General features: G+C 63.6%; 29 protein-coding genes, 1 tRNA gene and 1 pseudogene. 16 read left to right on the plus strand and 15 right to left on the minus strand.

From position 1 onward, the window contains the following. Entirely contained in the window at positions 1-1,275 is a 1,275-nt protein-coding gene (locus B0G76_RS08830; protein ID WP_120291383.1) for an acyl-CoA dehydrogenase family protein, read from the minus strand. Next, positions 1,272-1,523 (minus strand): acyl carrier protein, encoded by a 252-nt coding sequence (locus B0G76_RS08835; protein ID WP_120291385.1) that lies wholly within the window; start codon positions 1,521-1,523, stop codon positions 1,272-1,274. The genes B0G76_RS08830 and B0G76_RS08835 overlap by 4 nt, the downstream gene beginning before the upstream one ends. A gap of 248 nt (positions 1,524-1,771) precedes the next feature. On the opposite strand from B0G76_RS08835, the gene B0G76_RS08840 reads away from it, so the two are divergent. From B0G76_RS08840 to lepB, 5 genes are all read left to right on the plus strand, one after another. Then, complete coding sequence (locus B0G76_RS08840; RefSeq protein WP_120291387.1) at positions 1,772-2,305, plus strand: GNAT family N-acetyltransferase; 534 nt, start codon at positions 1,772-1,774, stop codon at positions 2,303-2,305. A 76-nt stretch (positions 2,306-2,381) separates the two neighbouring features. Further along, positions 2,382-2,873 carry a flavin reductase family protein gene (locus B0G76_RS08845; RefSeq protein ID WP_259460814.1) on the plus strand — a complete coding sequence of 164 codons (492 nt, stop codon included), beginning with the start codon at positions 2,382-2,384 and terminating at the stop codon, positions 2,871-2,873. 319 nt (positions 2,874-3,192) lie between these two features. Then, on the plus strand, positions 3,193-3,912 hold the full coding sequence (locus B0G76_RS08850; protein WP_120291389.1) for a FadR/GntR family transcriptional regulator: 720 nt from the start codon (positions 3,193-3,195) through the stop codon (positions 3,910-3,912). A gap of 139 nt (positions 3,913-4,051) precedes the next feature. Further along, positions 4,052-5,050, plus strand: a complete 999-nt coding sequence (locus B0G76_RS08855; RefSeq protein ID WP_120296257.1) for a Gfo/Idh/MocA family protein — start codon at positions 4,052-4,054, stop codon at positions 5,048-5,050. A 116-nt stretch (positions 5,051-5,166) separates the two neighbouring features. Further along, entirely contained in the window at positions 5,167-5,865 is a 699-nt protein-coding gene (lepB, locus tag B0G76_RS08860; RefSeq protein ID WP_120291391.1) for a signal peptidase I, read from the plus strand. A 22-nt stretch (positions 5,866-5,887) separates the two neighbouring features. Here lepB and B0G76_RS08865 read toward each other — a convergent pair whose 3' ends face one another. From B0G76_RS08865 to B0G76_RS08895, 7 genes are all read right to left on the minus strand, one after another. Then, complete coding sequence (locus B0G76_RS08865; RefSeq protein WP_120296258.1) at positions 5,888-6,547, minus strand: amino acid ABC transporter permease; 660 nt, start codon at positions 6,545-6,547, stop codon at positions 5,888-5,890. Positions 6,548-6,653: 106 nt separating this feature from the next. Then, entirely contained in the window at positions 6,654-7,448 is a 795-nt protein-coding gene (locus B0G76_RS08870; protein WP_120296259.1) for a cystine ABC transporter substrate-binding protein, read from the minus strand. A gap of 175 nt (positions 7,449-7,623) precedes the next feature. Continuing rightward, positions 7,624-8,685, minus strand: coding sequence for a quinone-dependent dihydroorotate dehydrogenase (locus tag B0G76_RS08875; RefSeq protein WP_183082013.1), 1,062 nt, complete (start codon positions 8,683-8,685; stop codon positions 7,624-7,626). A gap of 76 nt (positions 8,686-8,761) precedes the next feature. Continuing rightward, positions 8,762-9,583, minus strand: coding sequence for an arginyltransferase (locus tag B0G76_RS08880; protein ID WP_120291395.1), 822 nt, complete (start codon positions 9,581-9,583; stop codon positions 8,762-8,764). A gap of 104 nt (positions 9,584-9,687) precedes the next feature. Continuing rightward, complete coding sequence (gene aat / locus B0G76_RS08885) at positions 9,688-10,425, minus strand: leucyl/phenylalanyl-tRNA--protein transferase (protein WP_120291397.1); 738 nt, start codon at positions 10,423-10,425, stop codon at positions 9,688-9,690. Positions 10,426-10,434: 9 nt separating this feature from the next. Further along, positions 10,435-10,980, minus strand: coding sequence for an NUDIX hydrolase (locus B0G76_RS08890; RefSeq protein ID WP_013339039.1), 546 nt, complete (start codon positions 10,978-10,980; stop codon positions 10,435-10,437). A 434-nt stretch (positions 10,981-11,414) separates the two neighbouring features. Further along, a tRNA-Met gene (locus tag B0G76_RS08895) sits at positions 11,415-11,491 on the minus strand. A 248-nt stretch (positions 11,492-11,739) separates the two neighbouring features. Here B0G76_RS08895 and B0G76_RS08900 point away from each other — a divergent pair. Next, positions 11,740-12,237 (plus strand): heme-degrading domain-containing protein, encoded by a 498-nt coding sequence (locus tag B0G76_RS08900; protein ID WP_120291399.1) that lies wholly within the window; start codon positions 11,740-11,742, stop codon positions 12,235-12,237. Between the two features lie 10 nt (positions 12,238-12,247). Continuing rightward, a complete protein-coding gene (locus B0G76_RS08905) occupies positions 12,248-12,580 on the plus strand; it encodes a DMT family transporter (RefSeq protein WP_409076748.1) in 333 nt (110 codons plus the stop codon). 29 nt (positions 12,581-12,609) lie between these two features. Here B0G76_RS08905 and B0G76_RS08910 read toward each other — a convergent pair whose 3' ends face one another. After that, entirely contained in the window at positions 12,610-12,993 is a 384-nt protein-coding gene (locus tag B0G76_RS08910) for a hypothetical protein (protein ID WP_120291403.1), read from the minus strand. Positions 12,994-13,098: 105 nt separating this feature from the next. Next, positions 13,099-13,290 (minus strand): hypothetical protein, encoded by a 192-nt coding sequence (locus B0G76_RS08915; RefSeq protein ID WP_120291405.1) that lies wholly within the window; start codon positions 13,288-13,290, stop codon positions 13,099-13,101. Positions 13,291-13,565: 275 nt separating this feature from the next. Here B0G76_RS08915 and B0G76_RS08920 point away from each other — a divergent pair, with 275 nt between their 5' ends. Then, positions 13,566-13,850 (plus strand): DUF1488 domain-containing protein, encoded by a 285-nt coding sequence (locus B0G76_RS08920; RefSeq protein ID WP_120291407.1) that lies wholly within the window; start codon positions 13,566-13,568, stop codon positions 13,848-13,850. A gap of 8 nt (positions 13,851-13,858) precedes the next feature. Here the strand turns inward: B0G76_RS08920 and B0G76_RS08925 are convergent, their stop codons facing one another. Then, positions 13,859-14,878: an NAD-dependent epimerase/dehydratase family protein gene (locus B0G76_RS08925; RefSeq protein ID WP_120291409.1), complete on the minus strand. Its 1,020-nt coding sequence runs from the start codon at positions 14,876-14,878 to the stop codon at positions 13,859-13,861. A 134-nt stretch (positions 14,879-15,012) separates the two neighbouring features. Between B0G76_RS08925 and B0G76_RS08930 the strand changes: the two genes are divergently transcribed. Together B0G76_RS08930 and B0G76_RS08935 are read left to right on the plus strand one after the other, a co-directional pair. Then, positions 15,013-15,909 carry a TetR/AcrR family transcriptional regulator gene (locus tag B0G76_RS08930; RefSeq protein ID WP_120291411.1) on the plus strand — a complete coding sequence of 299 codons (897 nt, stop codon included), beginning with the start codon at positions 15,013-15,015 and terminating at the stop codon, positions 15,907-15,909. 46 nt (positions 15,910-15,955) lie between these two features. Continuing rightward, positions 15,956-17,092, plus strand: a complete 1,137-nt coding sequence (locus B0G76_RS08935) for an enoyl-CoA hydratase/isomerase family protein (protein ID WP_120291413.1) — start codon at positions 15,956-15,958, stop codon at positions 17,090-17,092. 107 nt (positions 17,093-17,199) lie between these two features. Here B0G76_RS08935 and B0G76_RS08940 read toward each other — a convergent pair. Both B0G76_RS08940 and B0G76_RS08945 read right to left on the minus strand, forming a co-directional pair. Further along, a pseudogene (locus B0G76_RS08940) lies at positions 17,200-17,626 on the minus strand (hypothetical protein). A gap of 115 nt (positions 17,627-17,741) precedes the next feature. After that, the gene (locus B0G76_RS08945) at positions 17,742-18,767 is read right to left on the minus strand and encodes an IS30 family transposase (RefSeq protein WP_120291415.1); all 1,026 of its coding nucleotides are present in this window, start codon (positions 18,765-18,767) and stop codon (positions 17,742-17,744) included. Between the two features lie 528 nt (positions 18,768-19,295). Between B0G76_RS08945 and ssuD the strand changes: the two genes are divergently transcribed. The 4 genes from ssuD to B0G76_RS08970 are packed head-to-tail and all read left to right on the plus strand — an operon-like array spanning position 19,296 to position 22,670. Then, positions 19,296-20,456, plus strand: coding sequence for an FMNH2-dependent alkanesulfonate monooxygenase (gene ssuD / locus B0G76_RS08955; RefSeq protein ID WP_120291419.1), 1,161 nt, complete (start codon positions 19,296-19,298; stop codon positions 20,454-20,456). Between the two features lie 56 nt (positions 20,457-20,512). Further along, positions 20,513-21,409 (plus strand): aliphatic sulfonate ABC transporter permease SsuC, encoded by an 897-nt coding sequence (gene ssuC, locus B0G76_RS08960; protein WP_259460531.1) that lies wholly within the window; start codon positions 20,513-20,515, stop codon positions 21,407-21,409. After that, positions 21,406-22,407, plus strand: coding sequence for an ATP-binding cassette domain-containing protein (locus tag B0G76_RS08965; RefSeq protein WP_120291422.1), 1,002 nt, complete (start codon positions 21,406-21,408; stop codon positions 22,405-22,407). The genes ssuC and B0G76_RS08965 overlap by 4 nt, the downstream gene beginning before the upstream one ends. A 47-nt stretch (positions 22,408-22,454) precedes the next feature. Continuing rightward, a complete protein-coding gene (locus B0G76_RS08970; RefSeq protein WP_120291424.1) occupies positions 22,455-22,670 on the plus strand; it encodes a molybdopterin-binding protein in 216 nt (71 codons plus the stop codon). 38 nt (positions 22,671-22,708) lie between these two features. On the opposite strand, the gene B0G76_RS08975 is transcribed toward B0G76_RS08970, so the two are convergent. Next, the gene (locus B0G76_RS08975) at positions 22,709-22,993 is read right to left on the minus strand and encodes a hypothetical protein (RefSeq protein ID WP_120291426.1); all 285 of its coding nucleotides are present in this window, start codon (positions 22,991-22,993) and stop codon (positions 22,709-22,711) included. A 171-nt stretch (positions 22,994-23,164) separates the two neighbouring features. Between B0G76_RS08975 and B0G76_RS08980 the strand changes: the two genes are divergently transcribed. Next, positions 23,165-23,362, plus strand: a complete 198-nt coding sequence (locus B0G76_RS08980) for a hypothetical protein (RefSeq protein ID WP_120291428.1) — start codon at positions 23,165-23,167, stop codon at positions 23,360-23,362. A 108-nt stretch (positions 23,363-23,470) separates the two neighbouring features. Further along, positions 23,471-23,713, plus strand: coding sequence for a DUF6566 family protein (locus B0G76_RS08985; RefSeq protein ID WP_120291430.1), 243 nt, complete (start codon positions 23,471-23,473; stop codon positions 23,711-23,713). The last annotated feature ends 171 nt before the right edge of the window (positions 23,714-23,884 follow it).

The raw sequence follows: 23,884 nt of genomic DNA on the forward strand, positions 1-23,884 counted from the left end.
TCAGGCTCTCCCCGGGGCGGCAGGACGCTGCGCGAGCAACAGGCTCGCGGTGTTCTGCGCGATGCGGTCGTTGTTGATCATGAGCGGCGCGGAGTAGAGGTCGCGCAGGTGACGTCCCACGCTGTATTCCGTGCCGTTCTTGTAACCCGCCATGCCGCAGATCATCAGCACTTCCTGCACGACCTGCAGCGCGGTGGTCGAGACGCTGGTCTTCAGCGTGTTCATGTCGGAGGCGAAGCCGAGCATGGCCGAGAGCGGCGCATCGGCCTGCGAGCCGCCGTGCCGCGCGTGGTGGGCGCTGCGCGCTGCGTCGAACGCAACGGAGAGGCGTGCCTGCATCATCTGCAGCAGGCCGACCGCTTCGGCGAGACGCAGGCCGGCCGGTGGAATCGAGCCGGGTGTCGAGCGCGCTTGCGCACGGAAGAAAGCTTTTGCGCGATTCACCGCGTCGGCGGCGACGCCCGTCCAGACGGAGGCCCACAGCGTGTGCGAGACCGGCAGCATGGTCTGATCGGCAATATCGGCGAAGGGAGTCGGCAGAATCTGCTCGGCGAGACCCGTGGCAACGAGGCGGAAGCCCTCGCTGCACGTGCCGCGCATGCCCATCGAATCCCAGCCGCCGCGTTTTTCCAGCTGCGTTTCTTCGCGTAACGCGACGATCAGCACCTGATCGGCGGCGGCCGATTCGGCGGTGCGCCGCGCGGTGACCAGAATGCCGTCGGCGTGCGCGCCGTACGAGATCGTCGGCGCGAGCTTTTCGATGCGAAAGCGCTGCTGGCCCGGCTCGCCGTCGAGCTCGACCGAACAGGCGCTGGTGCGCATATTGCCGCCGATGGTTTCTTCAGACGTCGCCGAAGCCAGCAGCCATTGATGTTCAGCGAGGCGCGCGAGCAACTGCCGCTGCCATGCCGAGTCGCTGCCGTGCGCCTCGATGCAGGCCACCTGGATCTGATGCATCGCGTACGCCATCGCGGTGGAGGCGCAGCCCTGCGCGAGCGTTTCGCAGATCGCACCGATATCCGCAAGCGAGAGGCCCGCGCCGCCGAACGCGGCCGGCACCATCGCCGACAGCAAACGTTCGCGCCTGAGCGCCTCGAAAGCCTCCTGAGGAAAGCGCGCTTCGCGGTCCACTGCATCGGCGAACTGCGCGGCCACGGCGGCGCAGCGCTGCGCCGCCGCACGCCACCCGGGTTCGGTTTCCACCGCGCTCAGCACGACGCCCGGGTCGGCGAGCGGCACCGTCGCCGAGGACGTGTCCAGCAGCGGGGCGGTCATGCCGCCGCCTTCGCCTGTTGCAGTTCGGTGACCGCGGCGGCCATCGAATCGATGCTGGAGAACAACCGGCGCGTCAGCATGCGGTCCGGAATTTCGATGTCGAATTCGTCTTCGATGGCCAGCATCAGGTGGACGGTCGCGAGCGAAGACAGGCCCGCGGCGTAGAGGTCGGCGTCGTCGGCCAGAGCGTCCGGCGAGACGTCGAGACGGGCCGATTCGGAAAGGATTCGACGCAGAGCTGTTTTCATATTGGGGTGCCCCCTTGTTGGTGAACGGTCTCTCGAGTGTTGCTGGCGAAAAACGAACGGGGCATACCACGCCCCGACGCCTTGTATTTAAGAATCGGCAAAGCCCAGCGTCAGTGCGATGCCGCACGGAAACACGCGTTTCGCGGACGTACCGTGTAGCCATGACAACAGGCGGGCGTGTTGACTCAGACCGTCGGGAGCGGCGTGCGACGCCGCCCTCGCTGAACTTATTACCGCTGGGGAATGTGATGAATTGGAAAACGCTGGATTTCGAGCAGCTTTCGGCACGCGAGTTGTATCTGATCTTGCGGGCGCGCAGTGCGGTCTTCGTGGTCGAGCAATCGCACGTCTGTCTTGACGCCGATGGCCGGGACGAGACCGCGCTGCACGTCTTCGCGGTCGAGGATATGACGCGGCCCATGCCGATCCTGGCCTACGCACGCCTGCAGCCCGGCGACGCCGAAGATCCGGAAATCACCATCGACAAGGTGCTGACGAGCCCGCTGCGGCGTGGCGACGGCACCGCCGAACTGTTGCTCGAGCGCGTGCTGCAGGCGATCGCCGAGCGTTGGCCGGGACACGCCACGCGCGTGAGCGCGCCGCTCGGCTTGCGCGACTTCTACGAGCAATTCGGCTTTCGCAAGACGGAAGGGCCGTACCTCGAACATGGCGTGCCGTTCATCGGACTGACGCGCCAGGTGCGCGGCAGCCAGCCGCTCTTCGGAACGCGGCGCCGCGAGCGCGATGGCATGGCGTTCGTCGATACGTCCGAACTCCTGTAACGACGTGAATACCGCTCAGACACGGCAGGCGCAAAACGCAGGAGGCGCGGATGCGGGACGCGCCAACGCGGCGAACCTGAACGTGTCGAGCTTCGACGAGCGCCATTTCCGTCATGCGCTGGGGCGCTTCGCCACCGGCGTCGTCGTCATTTCGACCGGCAGTGGCGACGCGATGCACGCCATGACCGCTAATGCCTTCATGTCTGGTTCACTTAAACCACCGTTGATCGTCGTGTCGGTCGGGCACCGAGCGCGCATGCACGAGCGTCTGATGAACAGCGCGAGGTTCGGCGTGAGCGTGTTGTCCGATGCGCAGGAGCCCCATAGCCGGCACTTTGCCGGCGAGCCGCAGAGCCGGTTCGCGCCGCACTTCGCGCCGGTGGACGGCTTGCCTGACGTGATGCTGCTCGAGCATGCCGCGGCCCGATTCGCGGCGCGCATGGTCGACCGGCATCCATGCGGCGACCACACGCTGTTTGTCGGCGAAGTGCTGGTGTTCTCGCTCGACGAACACGCGCCGCTGATCTTCTTTGGCGGGCGCTATGCGTCGGTGGCCACACCGCTTTGAGACACGCTTGCCGGTCCGGAACCGCCCAAGGGGCGAGGATCAGACAATTCGATTCACTACGTGCGTCTTCGCACAATGCAAATTTTGCAGCGCAGGCACGCTTGAGACGCAAGCTTATGGCCCGTCAAAACATGCGGCGTTACATGGAAGAAACAATTCTTCAGAGGGATAACCCTCTCAGGACGTTTCCCAACTGGCGCAACCGTTTCGAAGCTAGCAACGTATCGTAAGAGAACCAATACGCATCGATAAAACGACACATCAGGGCCGGTTCATCAACAGGCTACGCGGGGGCAAACCCCGCTTCGGGGAGAGGGTCATGGAACAGGCAAATAAGGATCGATCGCTGGTCAGCAAAGTCATGGATGGACTCGTGACCGGCATTGTCGAAGAGAAATACGGCGCCATCCTGCCGCCGCAGGACGTGCTGTCGAAGGAGTTCGACGTCAGCCGCACCGTCATGCGCGAGGCGCTGTCGATGCTGCTCGCGCGCGACATGCTGGACGTGCGGCCCAAGATCGGCACGCGCATCCGGCCGATGAGCGATTGGCGAATGATCGACGAAGACGTCGTGAACTGGCGTTTTCGCGCGAAACCCGATCCGCTGTTTCTGCGCGACGTGATCGAGTTTCGCATCCTGATCGAACCGCGCGCCTCGGCGCAGGCGGCCGGGCGGGGCAGTGCCGCCGACATCGCGGCGATTCGCGAGGCCTTCGAGGCGTTTCGCGTGATCCGGCCGGGCGAAGCCGGCTACCAGGCCGCCGACGAACTCTTCCACGCGCGCATCGTGGTGGCGAGCGCCAATCAGTTCTTCAAGCAGATGGCGGCGATCATTCGCGGGGCGCTGTCGACCGTCAACCCGATCGTGAGTCAGAAGGAAGGGTTGTGGGAGAAGGCGGTGAACACGCATCAACGCGTGGTCGAAGCGATCGAACGGCGCGATCCGAGGGAAGCGGAAATCGCCTCGCTGGCGATGATCGACTACACCTCGGAAGAGCTCGGCAGCAAGTTCACTTCTGAGCCGCCGATGCGCGACTGAATGCGCTGGCTATGGCGGTGGCCCGAATTACTTTCCGGCAGGGACCTTGCAGTACGAACAGTGCGGCAGCATGCCCGCGCACGCGCGCGGCTTGCGTCACAATAGCGCCTGTTCTGAACTGCACGGACTCGAAGGAACGATGACAATCGCAACGCAAGAAACCTCCTCTCGCGACATGATTCGCTGGGGGATTGTCGGGACGGGCCGCATTGCCCGTCGTTTCGCTCTTGGACTCGCTCACGTGCCGCAGGCGCAACTGACCGCGCTGTGGTCGCGTCGCGCGGAACCCGCCTTTGCCTTCGCCGGAGAATTCGGCGGCGAGGTGCGCGCGAGTTTCGACGCATTGCTCGCGAGCGGTATCGACGCGCTGTATATCGCCACCGTCCAGGACAGTCACGCCGACTACGCAATCGCCGCGCTGCAAGCCGGTTTGCACGTGCTGTGCGAAAAGCCCGCCACCATCAACAAGCCGCAACTCGAGCGCGTGCTCGACGTCGCGCGCGCGAAGCAACGGCTTTTCATGGAAGCCATGAAGCCGCCGTTTTATCCGCTCTACAGAACGTTGCGCGCGCATCTGGATGCCGAGCCGATCGGCGAGGTCGGACTTGTGCGTGCCGGCTGTTCGGTGCCAGGGGTGCCGGACGATCATCCGTCGCTGTCGTTCGAGCATGCGGGCGGCGCGCTGCTCGATATCGGCGTCTATGAGATGTTTCTCGCGGTCGACTGGCTCGGTGCGCCGCGCGAAGTGCAGACGCTCGGGCGGCTCGGCAAGACCGGCGTCGATACGTTCGCGAGCCTGAATAGCCAGCATGAGCGCGGGATCGCCCAGCTGTTTTGCGGACTTGACCTGCACGGCAAGGGCGACGCGTTGCTGATGGCCACCGGCGGGCATGTCACGATTCATGAACCCTGGTGGAATCCGGCACGCGCGACGATCCGCTACGCCGACGGTCGCGTGGTCGAACTCGACGAATCGTTCGAGGGCGGCGGCCTGAACTACGAAACCGCGCACTTTTGCGAACTGATTCGGGCGGGGCAGATCGAGAGCCCGCTGATGCCGCATAGCAAGTCGCTGCAGATGATCGAAATGGCCGACGCCGCGCGCGCCGCGTTGGGGCTTAAGTTCGCGGGCGAGTGAGGGCGCGTTGCTGCGGTGCTTTCAGCGGCGGTGGTACGATTTGCACGGGCGCGCGGACTCGAAAAAAGGGCCACGTGCCCCAGCTTTCGATTCCCCTTCCACTGGAGCCGCCTGCGATGCGCATGCTTGGAAAACTGTGGCGCGATAACAAGAGCCTCGTCGCCTTTCTGTTTCTGATGGTGCTGTTCCGCAGCGCCGTGGCCGACTGGAACGTCGTGCCGAGCGGGTCGATGTTGCCGACAATTCGCGAAGGCGACCGGATTTTCGTCGACAAGATGGCCTACGATCTGCGCGTACCGCTCACCCACATTACGATCGCGCATCTGCACGATCCGCAGCGCGGCGATATCGTCACGGTCGATTCTTCCGCCGCACATGAGTTGATCGTCAAGCGTCTGATCGGCTTGCCCGGCGACAGCGTCGCCATGCGCAACAACGTGCTGTACGTGAACGGTGTGCGCGCGGATTACCGGCCGCTACACCTGAAGCCGCTGCCCGGCGATGCAGCCACACGTGGCGACTATCTGACCGAGCGCTTCGACGGCGTTGCGCACACGGTGCGGCTTGCGCCCGAGGCGCCGAGTCCGCGTAATTCGTTCGGACCGGTGGTCGTGCCGCGAGGCGAATATCTGATGCTCGGCGACAATCGCGACAACAGCGCCGACTCGCGTTACTTCGGCTTCTTTCCGCGCAAGGAACTGATGGGCCGCACGCGCCATGTCGCGTTCTCGCTCGACCCGGATCACTTCTACAAACCGCGCTTCGAGCGCTTCGCCGCGCCGCTGGATGCGGCGTCGCTCGCCGCCAGCCGGTAGGGTGGCGACGAGGTGCGGGGGCTCAGTGGCGCGACGGTAGCGCCAGGCGCTTTTCGTACCAATGCTGCACCCACTCGAGCACCTGGCACAGCACCCAGTACACCGCGGCTGCCGCGAGATACAGCGGCAGCGGCTGATAGGTCGACGCGATGATCTCCTGCGCGCTGCGCAGCAGTTCGGTCACGGTAATCACCGATACCAGCGACGTATCCTTGATCAGGCTGATCAAGCTGTTCGACAGACTCGGCACGGCAATGCGCAAGGCTTGCGGCGCGATCACGTAGCGCAGCGTCTGGCGTCGCGAGAGTCCGAGGCTATAGGCGGCCAGCCACTGGCCGTTGGGAATGCCGAGAATCGCGCCGCGCATGCTTTCCGACAGATACGCCGCCACGTTCGCCGACAACGCGATCACGCCCGCGGGTGTGGGGTCGAGCGAAATGCCGAGACTCGGCAAGCCGTAATAGATCACGAAGATCTGCACCAGCAGCGGCGTGCCGCGAAACAGGCTGACATACACGCGCGCGATCCAGTTCAGCACGCGGTTATGGCTGATGCCCATCACCGCGAGCACGGCGCCGGCGAAGAGGCCGAAGATCATCGACAGAACCGCGAACTTGACCGTCAGGACGGCGCCCTGTGCGAGCACAGGAAGCGATTGGACGAGCAGGGAAGTGGTGGACATGAGCGGTCGGTAGAGTTGGCGCGCAAAGCGCACATCATAGACAAAAGCGAAGGGCGGCATCATTGACGATGCCGCCCTTCGTTTCATCCGGCGCGCGTGTTACGTGTTACTTGATCGGCTTGCTGACGTCGATGCCGAACCATTTGTCCGAGATCTTCGAGAACGTGCCGTCCGCTTCGAGCTGGCTCATCGCCTCGTCGATCGCCTTGGCGAACTTCGGATTGCCCTTCCTGAACGGAATGCCCGACGGGTTGCCCGCGGCGAGCGTCGCGCCCGTGCGCAGCGGCAATTGCGAGTTCTTCATCAGATACGCAAGCATCAGACGGTCGTTCAGCGCCGCGTCCAGACGGCCGGCGGACAGATCGCGCAGGTATTCAGGCGCGCCCGGATACGTCTTCACATCGATGCCCGGCACCGACTTCGCCATGTCCATGTAGTTCGTGCCCAGACCGACGCCGAGCTTCTTGCCCTTCAGATCGTCGAGCGATTTGAACTGACGCGTGTCGTCCTGACGCTGGATCAGTTGCGCGGCCGAGTACGTGTACGCCGGCGAGAAGTCGAGCGCCTGCTTGCGCGCATCAGTAATGCCGACCTGGTTGACGATCACGTCGAACTTGTTCGCCTGCAGACCGGCGATGATGCCGCTCCACTCGGTGGTGACGAATTCCGGCTTCACGCCGAGCTTCGCGGCCACGGCCTTGGCGATGTCGACGTCATAGCCGACCAGTTCGCCCGACGGCGCTTTCGAATTGAACGGCGGGAAGGTGCCTTCCAGACCGATGCGCAGCGTGCCGCGTTGCTTGACCTGGTCGAGCAGGTCGTCCGCATGGGCGGTGACAGCGGTGAATGAGGCGCCGATCAGGCCGGCGACGAGCAACTTCTTCAGCAAGCCAAATTTCATCGTGTTCCTTTTTTGTTCGTCTGGCGTTTTAGCAGACGAAAGCATAACAAAGCAGACTATCGAAACGTAAATACCGTTTGTTTATGTCTATATTACTGATGCGGAATGGGTGGGGAATCCGTGAGGATGCGGCGGGCGGCCCAGGCACGGCCCGCGGACGCCCGCACACTGCCACTTAGCGCAGTGCCTGCGCGCATTCGGCAACCAGCGCCGGTCCGCGGTAGATGAAACCGGTGTAGAGCTGCACCAGCGAGGCGCCCGCGGCCAGCTTCGCGCGCGCATCCTCGCCCGAGAAAATCCCGCCCACGCCGATGATCGGCACCGTTTCGCCAACTTCGGTGCGCAGCTTGCGGATTACTTCGTTCGACGCGTCGAACACCGGCTTGCCCGACAGGCCACCGGCTTCGTCGCCGTACTGCATGCCGGTGACGGCGGTACGCGACAGCGTGGTGTTGGTGGCGATCACGCCTTCGAACTTGTGGCGCAACAGCGTATCGGCGATCGATTTGATCTGTTCGTCGTCGAGGTCCGGCGCGATCTTCAGCGCGAGCGGCACCAGTTTGCCGTGCATGTCGGCCAGTCGCTGCTGCTTGTCCTTCAAGGCGGCGAGCAGCGCGTCGAGTTCGCCCGGGCCTTGCAGCTGGCGCAAATTCTTCGTATTCGGCGACGAGATGTTGACGGTCACGTAGCTCGCGAACGGGTACACCCGTTCGAGGCAGTACAGATAGTCTTCGGCGGCGCGCTCGATCGGCGTGTCGGCGTTCTTGCCGATGTTCAGCCCGAGAATGCCGCGATAGCGCGCGGCCTGCACGTTCTTCACGAACTGGTCGACGCCCGCGTTGTTGAAGCCCATCCGGTTGATCACGGCATTCGCCTGCGGCAGGCGGAACATGCGCGGGCGCGGATTGCCCGGCTGCGCGCGCGGCGTGACCGTGCCCACCTCAATGAAGCCGAAGCCGAGCGCAGCCAGTCCGTCGATGCACGCGCCATCTTTGTCGAGTCCCGCCGCGAGCCCGACCGGATTGCGGAACGTCAGCCCCATCACGGTGCGCGGCGCATCCGGCACGTGTGGCGCGAGCACGCCCGCAAGGCCGGTGCGACCGGCGGCGCCGAGCATGCGCAAGGTCAGGTGGTGAGCGTCTTCCGCGTCCATGCGAAAGAGTTGGGCGCGTACGAGCGGGTAGAGGGAACTGAACACGGGACGAGGCCGGGCGGCCGAAAAATGGGAACCCGCCATTTTACCGGCTTTAAGGCATGAATGAGACTAACCGGACGGGGCGCGAAGGCGTGGACGCCGCGATCGCCCGCAGACGCTATGGCCGCAGCGGTCCGCGCCGGCCCTGAATCGCCAGATCGACCGGCGGCAGATCGATGCTGGCGGGATCGAGCACTTTCCAGGCACCGTCGATCAAACCTTCGAGCGGCCGGAAATTCGCCTTGTACACCATCTTCGGACTCTCGCGAATCCAGTAGCCCAGGTACACGTAGGGCAGCTTGAGGCTCCTCGCCTGCTCGATTTGCCAGTAGATGTTGTAGGTGCCGAAGCTGGTGTGCGGCAGACCCGGTTCGAAAAACGTATAGACCGACGAGAGCCCGTCACCGAGGATGTCGATCATGCTGATCATGCGCAGAATGCCCGGCGCTTCCGGATGATCCGGCAGCGGCTCGCGAAACTCGACGAGCCGCGAGTTGATCCGGCTCTGCAGCAGGAACTGTTCGTATTGATCGCGGCTGTCGCGGTCCATGCCGCCGCCGGCATGCCGTGCCGACTGATAGCGCATATAGAGCGCGTAGTGCTCTTCGTCGTAATGCAGCGGGGCGACCGTTGCGATCAGTTCGCCGTGCTTCTTCCAGACGCGGCGTTGCGTGCGGTTCGCCTGAAATTGATCGACCGGCACGCGCACCGGCACACAGGCGCGGCAGCCGTCGCAATACGGGCGGTAGGTGAACACACCCGAACGCCGGAAGCCGGCTTTGACGAGGTCGGTGTAGACGTCGGAGTTGATCAGATGGCTCGGCGTGGCGACTTGCGAACGCGCGATGCGGCCATCCAGATAGCTGCAGGGATAGGGCGCTGTTGCATAAAATTGCAGCGCGGAAAGCGGGGAAAGAGGCAGCTCGTTGGGATGAGTCACGTTGGCAGCTCTCGAAGCGTCTCTGGTGTTGCAAACCCGGCGTGCCTGACGGCTCGTGACCCGCGGCTCGCTGGGCGACGGATCCGGATTCGGCCTGATTCTTCCTACGCCGCCGGCGCGACGACATCGCGCAATACGCTCTTGTCGAAGTGCCAGGGAATCGGCGGTGCATCGACAGACGCGCGAACATGCGCAATGAACGCTTTGCGCGCTATCTCGCGACCACCCAGCGACGCCAGATGCGACGTGTTCTGCTGGCAGTCTATCATTTCTATTTCGTGACGGCGCAAGTGTCCGACGAGCGCGGCCAGCGCCATTTTCGACGCATCGGTGACCTCAGCGAACATCGATTCGCCGAAGAACATCCGACCGAACGACACCCCGTACAAACCGCCTACGCGCTTGCCCTCAAACCAGGTTTCGATGCTGTGCGCATCGCCCATTCTGTGCAGCGACGAATACGCCTCGACCACGTCGGCGGTGATCCACGTGCCGCGCTGGCCGTGCCGTGGCGCCTGCGCGCAGGCGCGCATCACGGAGGCGAAATCATGGTCGACGCGGATTTCCCATGCGTCCTCGCGCAGCACGCGCTTGAGCGTCTTGCGCAGCGACGGCGACAGTTTGAACTCGGCGGGGCGCAGGATCATGCGCGGATCGGGACTCCACCACAAGACCGGCTGGCCGTCCGAGTACCACGGGAAGATGCCGCGCCGATAGGCGTCGATCAGCCGCGACGGTAGCAGGTCGCCGCTGGCGGCGAGCAGGCCGGGTGCGCCGCTTGTCGCGCCGAGCGCGCGCTCGACGGCGGGAAACGGATCGTCAGGTCCGAGCCAGGGAACCATGCGTGCCGCTCAACCTTCGCGCAGCGAGCGGAAGATATCGCCCGTATGCAGGCCGAAGCTGCCGGCGGCACGGTCGGCGAAAAAGAAACGCAAGGTTTGGCCGACGGTCGGGAAGGCGATCTCGTCCCACGGAATGTCGCGTTCCTCGAAGAGTTTCACCTCGAGGCTTTCCTCTCCGGCCGCGATGTCGAGATCGAGTAGCCGCGCCATATAGAACAGATGCACCTGGTGCACGTGCGGCACGTTCAGCAGCGAGAACAGGCTTTGGACTTCGACTCGCGCGCCGGCTTCTTCCAGCGTTTCGCGCGAAGCCGCTTCGGCGGTGGTTTCGCCCATTTCCATGAAGCCTGCCGGCAGCGTCCAGTAGCCGTAGCGCGGTTCGATCGCGCGGCGGCACAGCAGCACTTTGTCGTCCCAGACCGGAACGGTGCCGACCACGTTGCGCGGATTCTGATAATGCACCGTGCCGCAACTGCCGCATACGAAGCGCTCGCGGTTGTCACCCGGCGGAATGCTCAGGCTGACGCCGTGGCCGCAGACAGAACAGAATTTCATAGGAAGGGGACGAGAAAGAGTGATGGGAGTTTATCACTGGGGCGAGCTTTGCCGGGAGCGGGCCATGGCGGCGTGCGCCAGTGAGTGCGGGGTGAGGTATTTCGCTGGTCAGGCCCCCGTGGGCGCGCGTGCTGATCGCTGCCGTTGAGGCGGGATCTGTTTGGAGTCCGGATCAATCAGGGCGACGGTGACGAGGCGTCGGGGCGGATGCTGCATTACTGAGCGCGGTCCGGCTTGCTAGCGGTCTGGATGCTTATCCGGCGAAGGAAAGGGGTACGGGAAGAATACGTGCGATCGATGCGCAGAACGCGCAAACGGGAGGCGGAGAACCAAGCGAAGAGACAGGGTGCAGAAAACAAAAAAGGCCTGCCGGTTGGGCAAGCCTTTGATGATGTTTCGACGTTTCGAACCGCTTTAGCGACTTAAGCGCTACTTGGTTGCGGGGGTAGGATTTGAACCTACGACCTTCGGGTTATGAGCCCGACGAGCTGCCAGACTGCTCCACCCCGCGTCCGTCGAAGAAAAGATTATAGGACAAAGCGACAGCCAGCGCAATAGCTATTTAAGAACCGGCTTCAAACCATGCCAATGCGGCGTCGCCTCCCAGGCGTGGCGCGCTTCGAAGTCGCGGTGCGCATGGCCTGCGTCGCATGCAGGAAGACCCTCGACAGACGCTGCGCTAGAATCCAGGTTCTCGTCGCGGCGTCCGGATGCCGGTGCAACGGCCCGCGCTTCACTTCTCACCTTGCTCTGAACTCCATGGATATCGCACACGATCTACAGGTGATTGCCGCTCAGGAACACGCGCTGGTGTTCCCGCAATTCGATGCCGACCGCGCTTGGCAGGTGGGTGCCTATCTGCACGAGGTCGCCAAGGCGCGCGGCATCGCCGCCGCCATCGACGTGCGCACGTTCGGTCAGCCGTTGTTCTTCAGCCTGCTCAACGGAGCGACGCCGGACAACGTCGACTGGGCGCGCCGCAAGGGCAACACCGTCGCGCATTTCCGGCGCAGTTCGTACGCGATCGGTTTGAAGATGCAACAGGCGGGCAGCACGCTCGCCGACAAGCACGCCTTGCCAAACACGGAATATGCGTCTCATGGCGGCGCGTTTCCCTTGACGGTGGCGGGAGCCGGTGTGATCGGCTCGATCACGGTATCCGGTTTGCCGCAGCGCGCGGATCACGAACTGGTGGTGGAGGCGCTGTGCGCCCACCTCGGTCACGACTACAGCAAGCTCGCGCTTGCAAAGGCCTGAGCCGATGCGGATGCCTCCTTACGCGTTGCTCGCCATTGCGATCGTCGCCGAAGTCATCGCGACCTCCGCTATGCGGGCGTCGGAAGGTTTTTCGCGGTTGTGGCCCGCAACGGTCGTGGTGATCGGCTACGGCATCGCGTTCTATTGCCTGTCGCTCACGCTCAAGACTATTCCGGTGGGCATCGTCTACGCGGTGTGGTCCGGCGCCGGCATTGTGCTGATTACGCTGGTCGCGGTCGTGCTGTACCGGCAGGTGCCTGACGTGCCGGCCGTCATCGGGCTCGGGCTGATCATTGCCGGGGTCGCCGTGTTGAACATGTTCTCGAAGATGCAGGCGCACTGAGCTTTGCCACAGAGCGCCACCACTGAGCGTTACTTGCAGCGCACGATCATCGAACGGTTTTTCACATTGGCCGAGACGACGTTCGTGATGCTGCCACCCGCTGCGCCGCCTTCGTCGTTGTCTTTCGATACGATGTCGTAGCCGGTCGCGCCGCATGCCTTGCCGGCCTGCACGTAGCACGAGGCCCAACTCGAAGCGGCGTCGGCGCCGCTGCAGTTCACTGCAAAGCCGGTCTGGCCGTTCGGCAGATTGATGAGCGAAGTGGTGTTCGACGACGCGCAGCCGCTCAGGCTCACACCGAGCAGCACGGCGGCGGGCAGGGCGGCAGACAGGGACGCCCGGCGAACTAGAGCAAGCGTGGCGCTGCTGGGTCGGAAGCGGCCGGAGCGGCGCAGTTGCGTCATGAAATGCATCGTGATGTTTTCCTTTCAAATAGGGTTCGAGACTCGGGTGTCGCCTCGGGTGTCAACTCAGGTGTCAAGACCCGCCGCGCACACCGGCAGTGAGCACCTGGGAGGCTAAGCCGTTTCGATCGTGATGCCCGCCGCGCTAACCATTCGGCGGCTTTCCGTGCCGCTTTCGGTGGCCGCGTCTTCCCAGATGCTGATGGCTTTCGGAATGTCGATGCCGTGGTTTTCGGCGTAAGCAAACCATGCGTTCGCCGCATCCGGCTCAGGCAGTTCGCGGTTGTTCAGAAAATATTTTCCCATATTGTGCTCGCTGAACTCGAAATGGCGTCATTGCGTCGGCACGGACGTGCTGTCGAACCGGTTCGACAGAGGCAGGCGGCACAAGTGCAATTTGCCGTATCACGGCGTATCGACTCGCATGCAGAACGTATCTGCTCGCGGTGTGAGGCATCGGGCCGAAGGGCGAGGGAGGCTGGACCGCGGTCCAGCCGCGCGAGTACCATAACGGGCATCTCCGGGGGCGGCCGGTTTTCACCGGCGTCCCTTTTCTGCCGGATACTTCTGATGAGGCGGCCATGGAAATTCGGTTTCCCGCGGATGCGCCTGCTTACCGCGACTCCAATCTGACGGTTGTGTTTCCCGCGCTCGTGGACGGCGAATCGGTGCCGTGCGCGATCTCGGTCGAGGCGCTCGAGGATCACTTCGGCGCGTACTCAGAGGATCCCGAAGGCTGGATGCGCGCGTTCGACGCCGGGCGCCCGCATATCGAGGCGGTTGCGCGCGAACATTTGCAGATCAGCAATGGCACACCCGTGCTGCTCAAGAGCGGCCATTTCCCGCCGGGCAACGTTGCGGTTTAAGCGGCGAGTCACACCACCTTCGCCGCCTTTGCCGTATCCCCATGTGGGGCGGCGCTCACGGATGCCGCCTCGCGTGCTGCGTCGAAAGCGTGACGGATACCTTCCTCGTATGAGGTTTTTGCGATCGGGCCGATCAGCTTCGTCAATGCCGAGTCGTCGAGCACTACCGGTTCGGTCATCAGGTAGTTCATCTCCACCAGTTCCCGCATCATCGGATTGAAAAGGCCGAGCATGCGCAGCATGGTCTTGCCGGCGACCATCAGCTTCGGCTCGCGGCCCGCGAGCGCATAGGCCTGTCTCGCTACGTCCCGCTGCGTGATCGTCCCCGCGCCGGACAGGTGCCACCACCGGCCGTATGCGTCGGGTGAACGCGTGAGCTTCTCGACCACCGGTCCGATATCCGGCAGGTAGATGAATTCGTGCGGCACATCCACCGGCCCGATCATCTGCGCGCGCTTGCCGTGTGCCGCGCCCTCGAACACGCCATTCAGCAGACTGCGTTCGATGCCTGGGCCGTAAAAATCCGGCAGGCGCAGCACCAGCGTCGACAGGCGACTCGCCCCGCTGGCGCGCCCGTGTGCCGCCAGCACCAGATTTTCCTGCGCGAGCCGCATCTTGCCCTTGAACGTATGGGGTTCACGCGGATGATTTTCGCTAATCGGATTGCCGCGCGCGCGGCCGTACGGATACACGGTGCCGATCAGAATGAAGCGCTCGACACCCGCGACCGTCACGCCGGCGAGCGTTTTTTCCATGAGCGGCGGATGCGAGGCGAACTGATCGTAGGGCATGCCCACCAGATAGATCACGGTCTGCAAACCGGCTGCCGCAGCCTCGATCGAAGCCGGATCGTCCGGATTCCACGTGACGATTTCCGCATGCGGGTCATGGCCGAAAGCCGCCTCGAGCGGCGCGCGCGAGCGGCCGACCACCCGGTAGTCCCGGCCCGCCGCGCTCAGCGCGGCCGCAATGATTTGACCTGCCGCGCCCGCGGCGCCGAATAATCCCACTGTTCCCAAGGCTTGCATGACGACTCCTGAAAGTGGCGCAGTATCGCGCCTGGATGAAGTTGACTGATTGATGAAAATTTACTGAACGACGTTAAGTAAACAGTGTTCAGTTTAATTTGACTTTTCAGTTTGTCAACCTGAAAATGTGCGGCATGGGAATCGCCGAACGAAAAAACCGTCAGAAACAGGCACTGCGCGAGCGCATCCTCGATGCCGCGCGGCGCATCGTGATGCGCGAAGGCTTTGCCGCGTTGTCAATGCGCAAGATTGCCGACGCCATCGAGTATTCGCCCGCCACGCTGTACCTTCACTTCGCAAGCCGCGATGAGATCGCCCAGGCGTTGTGCGCGGAAGGCTATGCGCAATTGCTGCAGACGTTCGTGCCGCTTGCGCAGATCGCCGATCCCACCGAGCGCTTGAAGGCGCTCGGGCGTGCTTATGTGGCATTCGGGGTCGCGCATCGGGAAACCTACCGGCTGATCTTCATGGAAGATCCGAGCTACACGGGCGCGGCACTGGGCGGCGCAGCGGCTGCGGCGTCTGCGTCTGCGTCTGCGGCGGGAGCGAGCAAGCCGTTGGCCGCGCTCACGGATAGGGAAGCGTCGGTCGAAGCAGTCGGAATCACGGCGGCAGAAACAGCGGCCGCGGGTTCTCCCGCGTCCGGACAAGCCAGCCTCTCGCCGCCGAAATCGGACGACGACCCCGACGCCGCCGCGTTGACCATCATGATCTCCGCAATCGAGGAGTTGAAAGCGTCGGGGCGCCTGCCCGCGGCGATGGAGGTGGGGGTATGGGCGGAGGCGTTCTGGGCGACCCTGCACGGCATCGTCGCGCTGAACCTCACCTGTCCCGTGTTTCCGAGCGCGCCGCTGGATACGGTGGTGGGTGTCGCACTCGATGCCTGGCTGGGTACACAGGACGCCGGGCAGCTGCGAGGTGTCACGAGCGCGTCCCGCTCGCGGAAAAAGAAGCCTGCCGCAGCGGATACCCAATCCGACACCCAATCCGACACCAAACCCGCCACGAGGCCCAAAGCCGCGAGTGCGTGATAACGTTCAGTTCCAATTCATTTTGCGCCACCGTGCCTAGCTCTCCATGTCCATTTCCGCCTCGCCCGCCATCAGCGACGAAGTCGCGACTTACGTAGCCAACCGCATCGGGTTCATCGAACTGGAAAGGCCGAAAGCGCTCAACGCGTTGTCGACCGGCATGATCCGCGCAATGCACGCCGCGCTCGATCAGTGGCGTGAGGATCCCGGCGTGCTTGCCGTCCTGGTGCGCAGCGCGCATCCGCGTGCGTTCTGCGCGGGCGGCGATGTCCGCTTTCTATACGAGTCGGCGCAGCGCGGCGAACACGACGCGCGCGATGCGTTTTTCACTGAGGAATACCGCCTCAATCATGCGATTTTTACCTACCCGAAGCCGTACATCGCGTTGACGAACGGCGTCGTGATGGGCGGCGGCATGGGAATTTCGCAGGGTGCGCATCGTACCGGCGGCCTGCGCGTGGTGACCCATTCGACAAAGATGGCGATGCCGGAGACCCGCATCGGTCTCTTTCCCGACGTCGGCGCGAGCTGGTTTCTGGCGCGCACACCCGGCGCGTTGGGCCGTTATCTGGCGGTCACCGGCGAAACGATCGGCGCAGCCGATGCGCTCTACGCAGGTCTCGCCGACGCCTATATCGACGACGCGGCATTGCCCGCGCTAGTCGATACGCTGCGCTCCGAACTGTTCGAACGTGGCACGGACGTGGTGGCGTGCGTCGAGCGCGAGACAGCCGCGCATCAGGTCGTGCCGGCACCCGAAGCTTCGCTGCTTGCGAGCACGCGTGCGTTGATCGACCGGCATTTCGCCTTGCCTGACATGACGCAAATTCTCGCTTCGCTGGAGCAGGAACAGGAGCAGGGCGGGGAGGCCGCCGATTGGGCCGAGCAGACGATCGCTGTGTTGCGCGAACGTTCGCCGTTGTCGATGGCTGTGTCGCTGGAAGTGGTGACGCGTGCCGAGGGTTCGATGGCGGATGTGTTGCGCTGCGATCTCGATCTGACGCGCACGAGCTTTGCGCAGGGCGACACGATCGAAGGGATTCGCGCGCGCATTATCGACAAGGACAACGCGCCGCGCTGGCGTTTCGCGCGCATTGAAGACGTGAATGCCGCCGATGTGGCGGCGATGTTCGAGAGCCCGTGGCCGGCAAACGAACACCCTTTGCGTGATCTGCGGGCTTAAGCAAGCGCGGGCAACGGTGACAACAGCAGCAGAAGCGATGCCAGTTGCCCGATCGGCATCGCCTTGCGAGCCGGCGTAAAGACGCTCAGCCCGCGCTCAATCCCTACTCAATCCTCTTCTTCGCTTGCCATGAAGGCGCGCATGAACACCAGCGCGCCCCAGCCCCACATCGCGTTCGCGGCGAACCCCACCGCGAGGCGCGGCAGCATGTTGCCGCTCGGCCAGATGCCGCGCAGCGGATCGACTACGAACACGCTTGCTGCCGTCAACGCAATGCCGCCGAATACGAAGGCGGGCACCCAGGGCGCGCGCCGCTCCGGCGCAACGCGCAACAGCCACGCCATCAGCACCGCCCAGAACGCGCTCCAGATTGCGTTCGCAATGAACTCGGGCAGCCCGAGCGGCAAAAACGGCGCAGTCGAAAAAACCGGTTGGGTCGATCAGCCCGGCTGCGTGCAGCAGCGCCAGGGTCGATTCATGAAAGAACAGTGAAGCCAGAAAACCGGCGACGAACGGCAGGATGAGTTTTTGCATGCATGGCACCGCGAGAGCTCAGGCGGCGCGGTTCGCGCGGCCTGCACCGGATTATTGGAAATGTGGCGCCATTATATATAGGGGGGCGGTTTCAAGAGTGAAGCGCAACAGGGGGCTAATGAATGGAAGCTGAGGTTATCGACGCGGTTGCGAGCATACGTTCGAAGACCTCGAATGGGGAATGAAATGCATGGGTAGCGCGAGGCCGGCTGTTGAGGCTGTCGGCGATGGCATCGAGTTCGTCCTGACTGTAGATGGAGAGGTCAGTGCCCTTCGGCAGATACTGCCGCAGCAGCCCGTTGGTGTTCTCGCAGGTACCGCGTTGCCATGGACTGTGCGGATCGCAGAAGTACACGTGCACGCCGGTGGCCGCGCTGAGCTCCTGATGCCGGGTCATTTCCTTACCCTGATCGTAGGCGAAGCTCTGGCGCAGTGGGGCGGCGATCGAATTCAGTTTGGCAGTGAAGCCCGCCAGTGCCGAGGCGGCGGTGGCGTCTTCCATCTTCGCCAGCAGCACCAGGCGACTGCTGCGCTCAACCAGCACGCCGACGGAAGACTGGTTGCCGGCGCCCTTGATGAAGTCGCCTTCCCAATGGCCTGGCATCACCCGGTCGTCGACCTCAGGCGGGCGCACATGGATGCTCACCATGTCGGGGATCTGGCCGCGCCGGTCAGTGCCCCGCTTGCGTGACATACGCGTGCTGTGGCCGTGGCGCAGACAGGCGATCAGCTGGCGGCGCAGCTCGCCGCGTGGCTGCGCGTAGATGGTGGTGTAGATGGTTTCGTGCGAGACGTGCTGGGTCGGATCGTTGGGCCACATGCGCTTGAGGGTACCTGAGATCTGCTGGGGCGACCACTTCCATTCCAGCAGGGTGAGTACGACGCGCCACGACACGCTTTGCGGGTGCAGCTTGGGACATGGGCGCGCAGCCTCGCGTTGGCTCGTGCTGAGCGTGTGCGCCGGCGAAGACGCATCGCCCACGGCAGAACAGGTGTTTCTGGTCAGCTCGCGGCTCACAGTTGATGCCGGGCGCCCGAGTGTTCGGGCCATGGCCCGAACACTCGAACCCTGCTGCTTCATGCTTGCAATGGTCATGCGCTCTTCAGGCTGAAGCTGTTGATACGTTCTTCTTTTTTGCATGTGCGCACCTTACACGGGGAAGGTGTTGCACTTCAGATTTGATCGCGCCGGGTATCCCGTTTTCAGCGTCGGTCAGGCGCAACATCCGTATGCTTGAACGTCGGGCTAATCACGAAAGTGGAAAACCTAAGCTAAATAAAATCGTTCAAAAGCCGGGCCCCGATCCATAAACTGCTTCTCCATGCAGACGGTGTTTGCCGCCGTCGCCTGTTTAATCGAGCGCATCACGCGCACGTTTGGTCGAGGGAAGCTGTCGCGATGTCCTGCCTGATACCGATCTTCAACCGCTGCATGGCGCACGCGCGCCTGCGGATGCGCTGTCGAAACTAATCCGCGCCTCACTGCAGTTTTTCCGTCTTTTTTGCGCTTGCATGTCCGGCTCTCGTGCCGGATGGATGCGCGCGCCTAGCGGTGCGCGACCAGCGGCGCGCGACCAGCGGCGCGCGACCAGCGTGTGCGCTTTCACCCAACGCACCGTCGTCACACACGTCTCAATTCAATCCAGTTTCGAAAAAGCAGGAGCAGCATATGAATGTGTTCTGGTTCATTCCGACTCACGGCGACAGCCGCTATCTCGGCACGTCCCAAGGCGCACGCACAGCCGATTACGACTACTTCCAGCAGATCGCCGTCGCCGCCGATACGCTCGGCTACGAGGGCGTGCTGCTGCCGACCGGCCGCTCGTGCGAAGACGCATGGGTCGTCGCATCGAGCCTGATTGCCGCGACCAAACGTCTGAAGTTTCTGGTGGCGATCCGTCCGGGTATTTCGTCACCGGGTCTGGCGGCGCGCATGGCGGCGACCTTCGACCGGTTGTCGAATGGACGTCTGCTGATCAACGTCGTAACGGGTGGCGATTCGGCCGAACTGGAAGGCGACGGCGTGTTCGTCGATCACGACACGCGCTATGAAATCACCGACGAATTCCTGCATATCTGGCGCAAGCTGCTCAGCGCCGCGCACACCAACGACGCAATCGATTTCAACGGCAAGCATTTGACCTCGAAGGGCGGCAAGGCGCTGTATCCGCCGGTGCAGAACCCGCATCCGCCGCTATGGTTCGGCGGTTCGTCGGTGGCTGCGCACGACATCGCGGCCGATCACATCGATACGTATCTGACGTGGGGCGAGCCGCCCGCGGCCGTCGCGAAGAAGATCGCCGACATTCGCGCCCGTGCCGAAGCGCGTGGCCGCAAGATCAAGTTCGGCATTCGCTTTCACGTGATCGTGCGCGAGACCGAAGAAGAAGCATGGGCCGCCGCGGACAAGCTGATCAGCAAGCTCGACGACGACACCATATCCCGTGCGCAGGCATCGTTTTCGAAGATGGATTCCGAAGGACAGCGCCGCATGGCCGCATTGCACGGCGGCAAGCGCGGCGGCCGCGCGGAACTCGAGGTCTATCCGCATCTGTGGGCGGGCGTGGGGCTCGTGCGTGGCGGTGCGGGCACGGCGCTGGTCGGCAATCCCGAGCAGGTGGCGGCGCTGATGAACCAGTATGCGGCGCTCGGCATCGACACGTTCATTCTGTCCGGCTATCCGCATCTCGAAGAGTCGTATCGCTTCGCCGAACTGGTGTTTCCGTTGCTGCCGGGCCGTCAAATCAAGAGTTCGGGCGGTCCGCTGTCGGGACCGTTCGGCGAGATCGTGGGCAACAACTATCTGCCGAAAGCGGCGAGTTCGAGCTGAGCGCTTTCGCTTGGTTCGGCTACGACGCCTAACGGTTAAGCAATGAGGACATCATCATGGCTCAATCTAGTGTGAGTGCGGGACGAAGTACAAACCTGGGCACAAACCCGCGCACAAACGCAGGCACAAGCGCGGGCGCGGCACCTGCCGCGCCGCGGGGCGCAGGTCTCGACGTATTGCGCCGCATCGGTGGGCATCTCGCGCCGTGGCTCGCGCCGCTGGCGATTCTGCTGGCGTGGGAATTCGCGGCGCGGAGCGGCATTCTCTCCACGCGCGTGCTGCCCGAACCGCTCGCGGTCGTGAAGGCCGCGTGGTCGCTGATCCAGTCCGGCGAAATGTGGGCGGATGTGAAGGTCAGCACGTGGCGCGCGGTGTCCGGCTTTGCGATCGGCGGCGGCATCGGACTCGTGCTCGGCCTCGCAACGGGTCTCTTCAAACCCGCCGAAATCGCGCTCGATTCGACGGTGCAGATGGTCCGCAACATTCCCGCGCTGGCGATGATCCCGCTCGTGATCCTGTGGTTCGGTATCGAGGAAGAGGCAAAGGTATTTCTCGTCGCGCTCGGCGTGTTCTTTCCGATCTACGTGAACACGTTTCACGGCATCCGCTCGGTCGACGCCAATCTGATCGAAATGGCGCGGAGTTACGGCGTGAAGGGTTTCGCACTGTACCGCCATGTGATTCTGCCGGGCGCGTTGCCGTCGATTCTGGTCGGCGTGCGTTTCGCGTTCGGGCTGATGTGGGTCACGCTGATCGTCGCTGAAACCATCTCCGCGCAGTCGGGCATCGGCTACATGACGATGAATGCACGCGAATTCCTGCAAACCGATGTGGTGGTAGTGGGCATCCTGCTGTACGCGGCGCTCGGCAAACTCGCCGACGTGCTGGCCAAGAGTCTCGAGCGCGTGTCGCTGCGCTGGCATCCGGCCTATCAACGAGGAGCGAAAACATGAGCGCAACGACCTTGTCGGCATCGTTCGGCGGTATCGCGGGCAGCGATCTCGAAGCCGAACTGGCGCAACCGCGCACCGTCGATCACGACGCGGACGAGGCTGCCGGCTTCGACCGCGCGGACCCGGCGCGCGATCAGCATCGCGTGGGCGTCGTGCCCCTGGCGGCGGGGGCATCGGCGCGCAACGACGCAAGCCGGTCCGCCGATTATTCGGTCGAGCTGCGCGGCGTCGGCAAGCAGTATGGCGAGCGCCAGGTGCTGGCCGATTTTGATCTGTCGATCGAGCGCGGCAGCTTCGTGGCCATTGTCGGCCGCAGCGGTTGCGGGAAATCGACCTTGCTGCGTCTGGTCGCGGGTCTGGAAAAGACCACGTCGGGCGTGCTCGAAAAGCGTGCCGAAGACGGCCGGCCGCTCGACACCCGCATCATGTTTCAGGACGCGCGGCTCCTGCCCTGGAAGAGCGTGCTGCAAAACGTGATGGTCGGCCTCGGCCGCAGCGCCCGTGACGATGCGCGCGCCGTGCTCGACGAAGTCGGTCTGCTGGAGCGCGCCAACGATTGGCCCGCGCAGCTTTCGGGCGGTCAGCGTCAGCGGGTGGCGCTCGCGCGTGCGCTGGTGCATCGGCCGCAATTGCTGCTGCTGGACGAACCGCTCGGCGCGCTCGACGCGTTGACGCGCATCGAAATGCACGCGCTGATCGAGCGCTTGTGGCGCGAACATCAATTTACCGCGCTGCTGGTGACGCACGACGTGCATGAAGCCGTCGCGCTAGGCGACCGGATTCTGCTGATCGAAGAGGGTCGCATCGCGCTCGATCAGCCGGTGCCGCTTGCTCGTCCGCGGGCGCGTGCGTCGGCCGGTTTTGCCGCGCTGGAAGAACTTGTGTTGCAACGCGTACTGAAGACGGCGCCGAACGACGATGCGCTGTCCCATCGCGCTGATGACGCACGTAACGAGGGCCGCCTCACGCGGCCGACAGACGTTCGCTGGGCCGTCTGATACCCCTTGACTGACTGTTTTCTATCGCTTTTCTGGAGTCACTCGACATGAGCATTTCCGCAATCAACGTACGCAATCAGTTCAAAGGCAAGGTCAAGGAAATCATCCGCGGGCCGGTGGTGTCCGAGGTCGATGTGGACACGCCGTTTGGCATCGTCACCTCGGTGATCACCACGCGCTCGGTCGACGAACTCGACTTGCAGGTCGGCTCGGAGGTGATCGCGCTGGTGAAGTCGACGGAGGTGTCGATCGCGCGTTTGTAGGCCTTGGTGTACCGTTCGCACCGCCACGCGTGCCGACGCTATTTTGCGTTGGCCGCGCTGGCGGGCGGCTCGTGCATCATCTTGTCGTTGGTCGGTTGGCGCGGACGCTTGATCGGCATATTGTCCGGATTGCTCGAACCGCCCGAGCCCGGGGATGCCTCGGGCGGCTTGACCATCGATGCGCCGCCATTTTGCGGTGCCATCTGTACCCCCTGTGCCTTTAGTGCCGGCTTTGACGTTTGTGCGAACGCCACCGTGCCGCTCGCGCTGAACGCCGCGAACGCGACGCACGCTGTCAGCGTTGCCATTCTGCTTCGCTCCATCTCGACCTCCTTTCCGATGCCGCTTGCCGCATCTGCTGCCGTCCCGCTTGTGGGATAGACCTGGCGTTGCGCGGGAAATTCGCGAGTTACGCAGCCCCCGTACTTCGACCCGCCCCTGCGAGTGGCCGCAAAACTTGCTACGATAAATTCAGCGTCACGACGGAGACGGCCATGTCGAAGTCATTAAGTCCTGAAGCGGTTGAAGCTTTGCGGCGCCTGAACGATGTCGGCGTCGGACAGCCCATGCCGAAGTTTGCGCAATCCGTTACGGCGGAATTGCTGGCGAGCGGGCTGGCGGCCGAAGCGAGCGGCAACGAAGTCGAAATCACCTGCAGCGGGCGGCAGTATCTTTCTGGCGATTGCGACTGATCGTCAGGTGAGGGCTGGCAACCGCGTACTCCGAGCCGCGATAACGGCCCGGCGGGCAAGTGCGGCCGCAGTTCCACCAGGCACACGGAAGACACCACGGAGGCGATCATGGAGCCGAAGGGCCTCGACATGGGCGACTACCAGGAGCGCTATCAGGACTACGACATCGAAGTCGCGGTCGAACAGGTGCTGACCGGCGTCAAGGCGCATTTCCGGGTGTTGCGCGGCGACGCTGTGGTGGTCGACTGGCGGCTCGTGCATATCGACACTCTTTGGTCCACCGAGCATGCCGCGGCCCAGGCGGGCTTCAGGGCGGCGCGCGAAACGATCGATGCCGGCCTCGCCGCATAGTCGAAACCACGTGAGCCGGCAGGCGCATTCCGCATTTCGCTATGCAGACGGAGTCTTTTGACTGACTGCTGCGGGCACGGCCGCCGTGTAAACCGGGCCGTAAATCGGACCGTAAACAGGACTGGGCGCCGGCCTGCATCGCTGCAAGCGCGGCGCCCAGTTCGGCTGCCG

The sequence above is a fragment of the Paraburkholderia sp. BL23I1N1 genome (genome assembly GCF_003610295.1).
GTDB lineage: Bacteria > Pseudomonadota > Gammaproteobacteria > Burkholderiales > Burkholderiaceae > Paraburkholderia.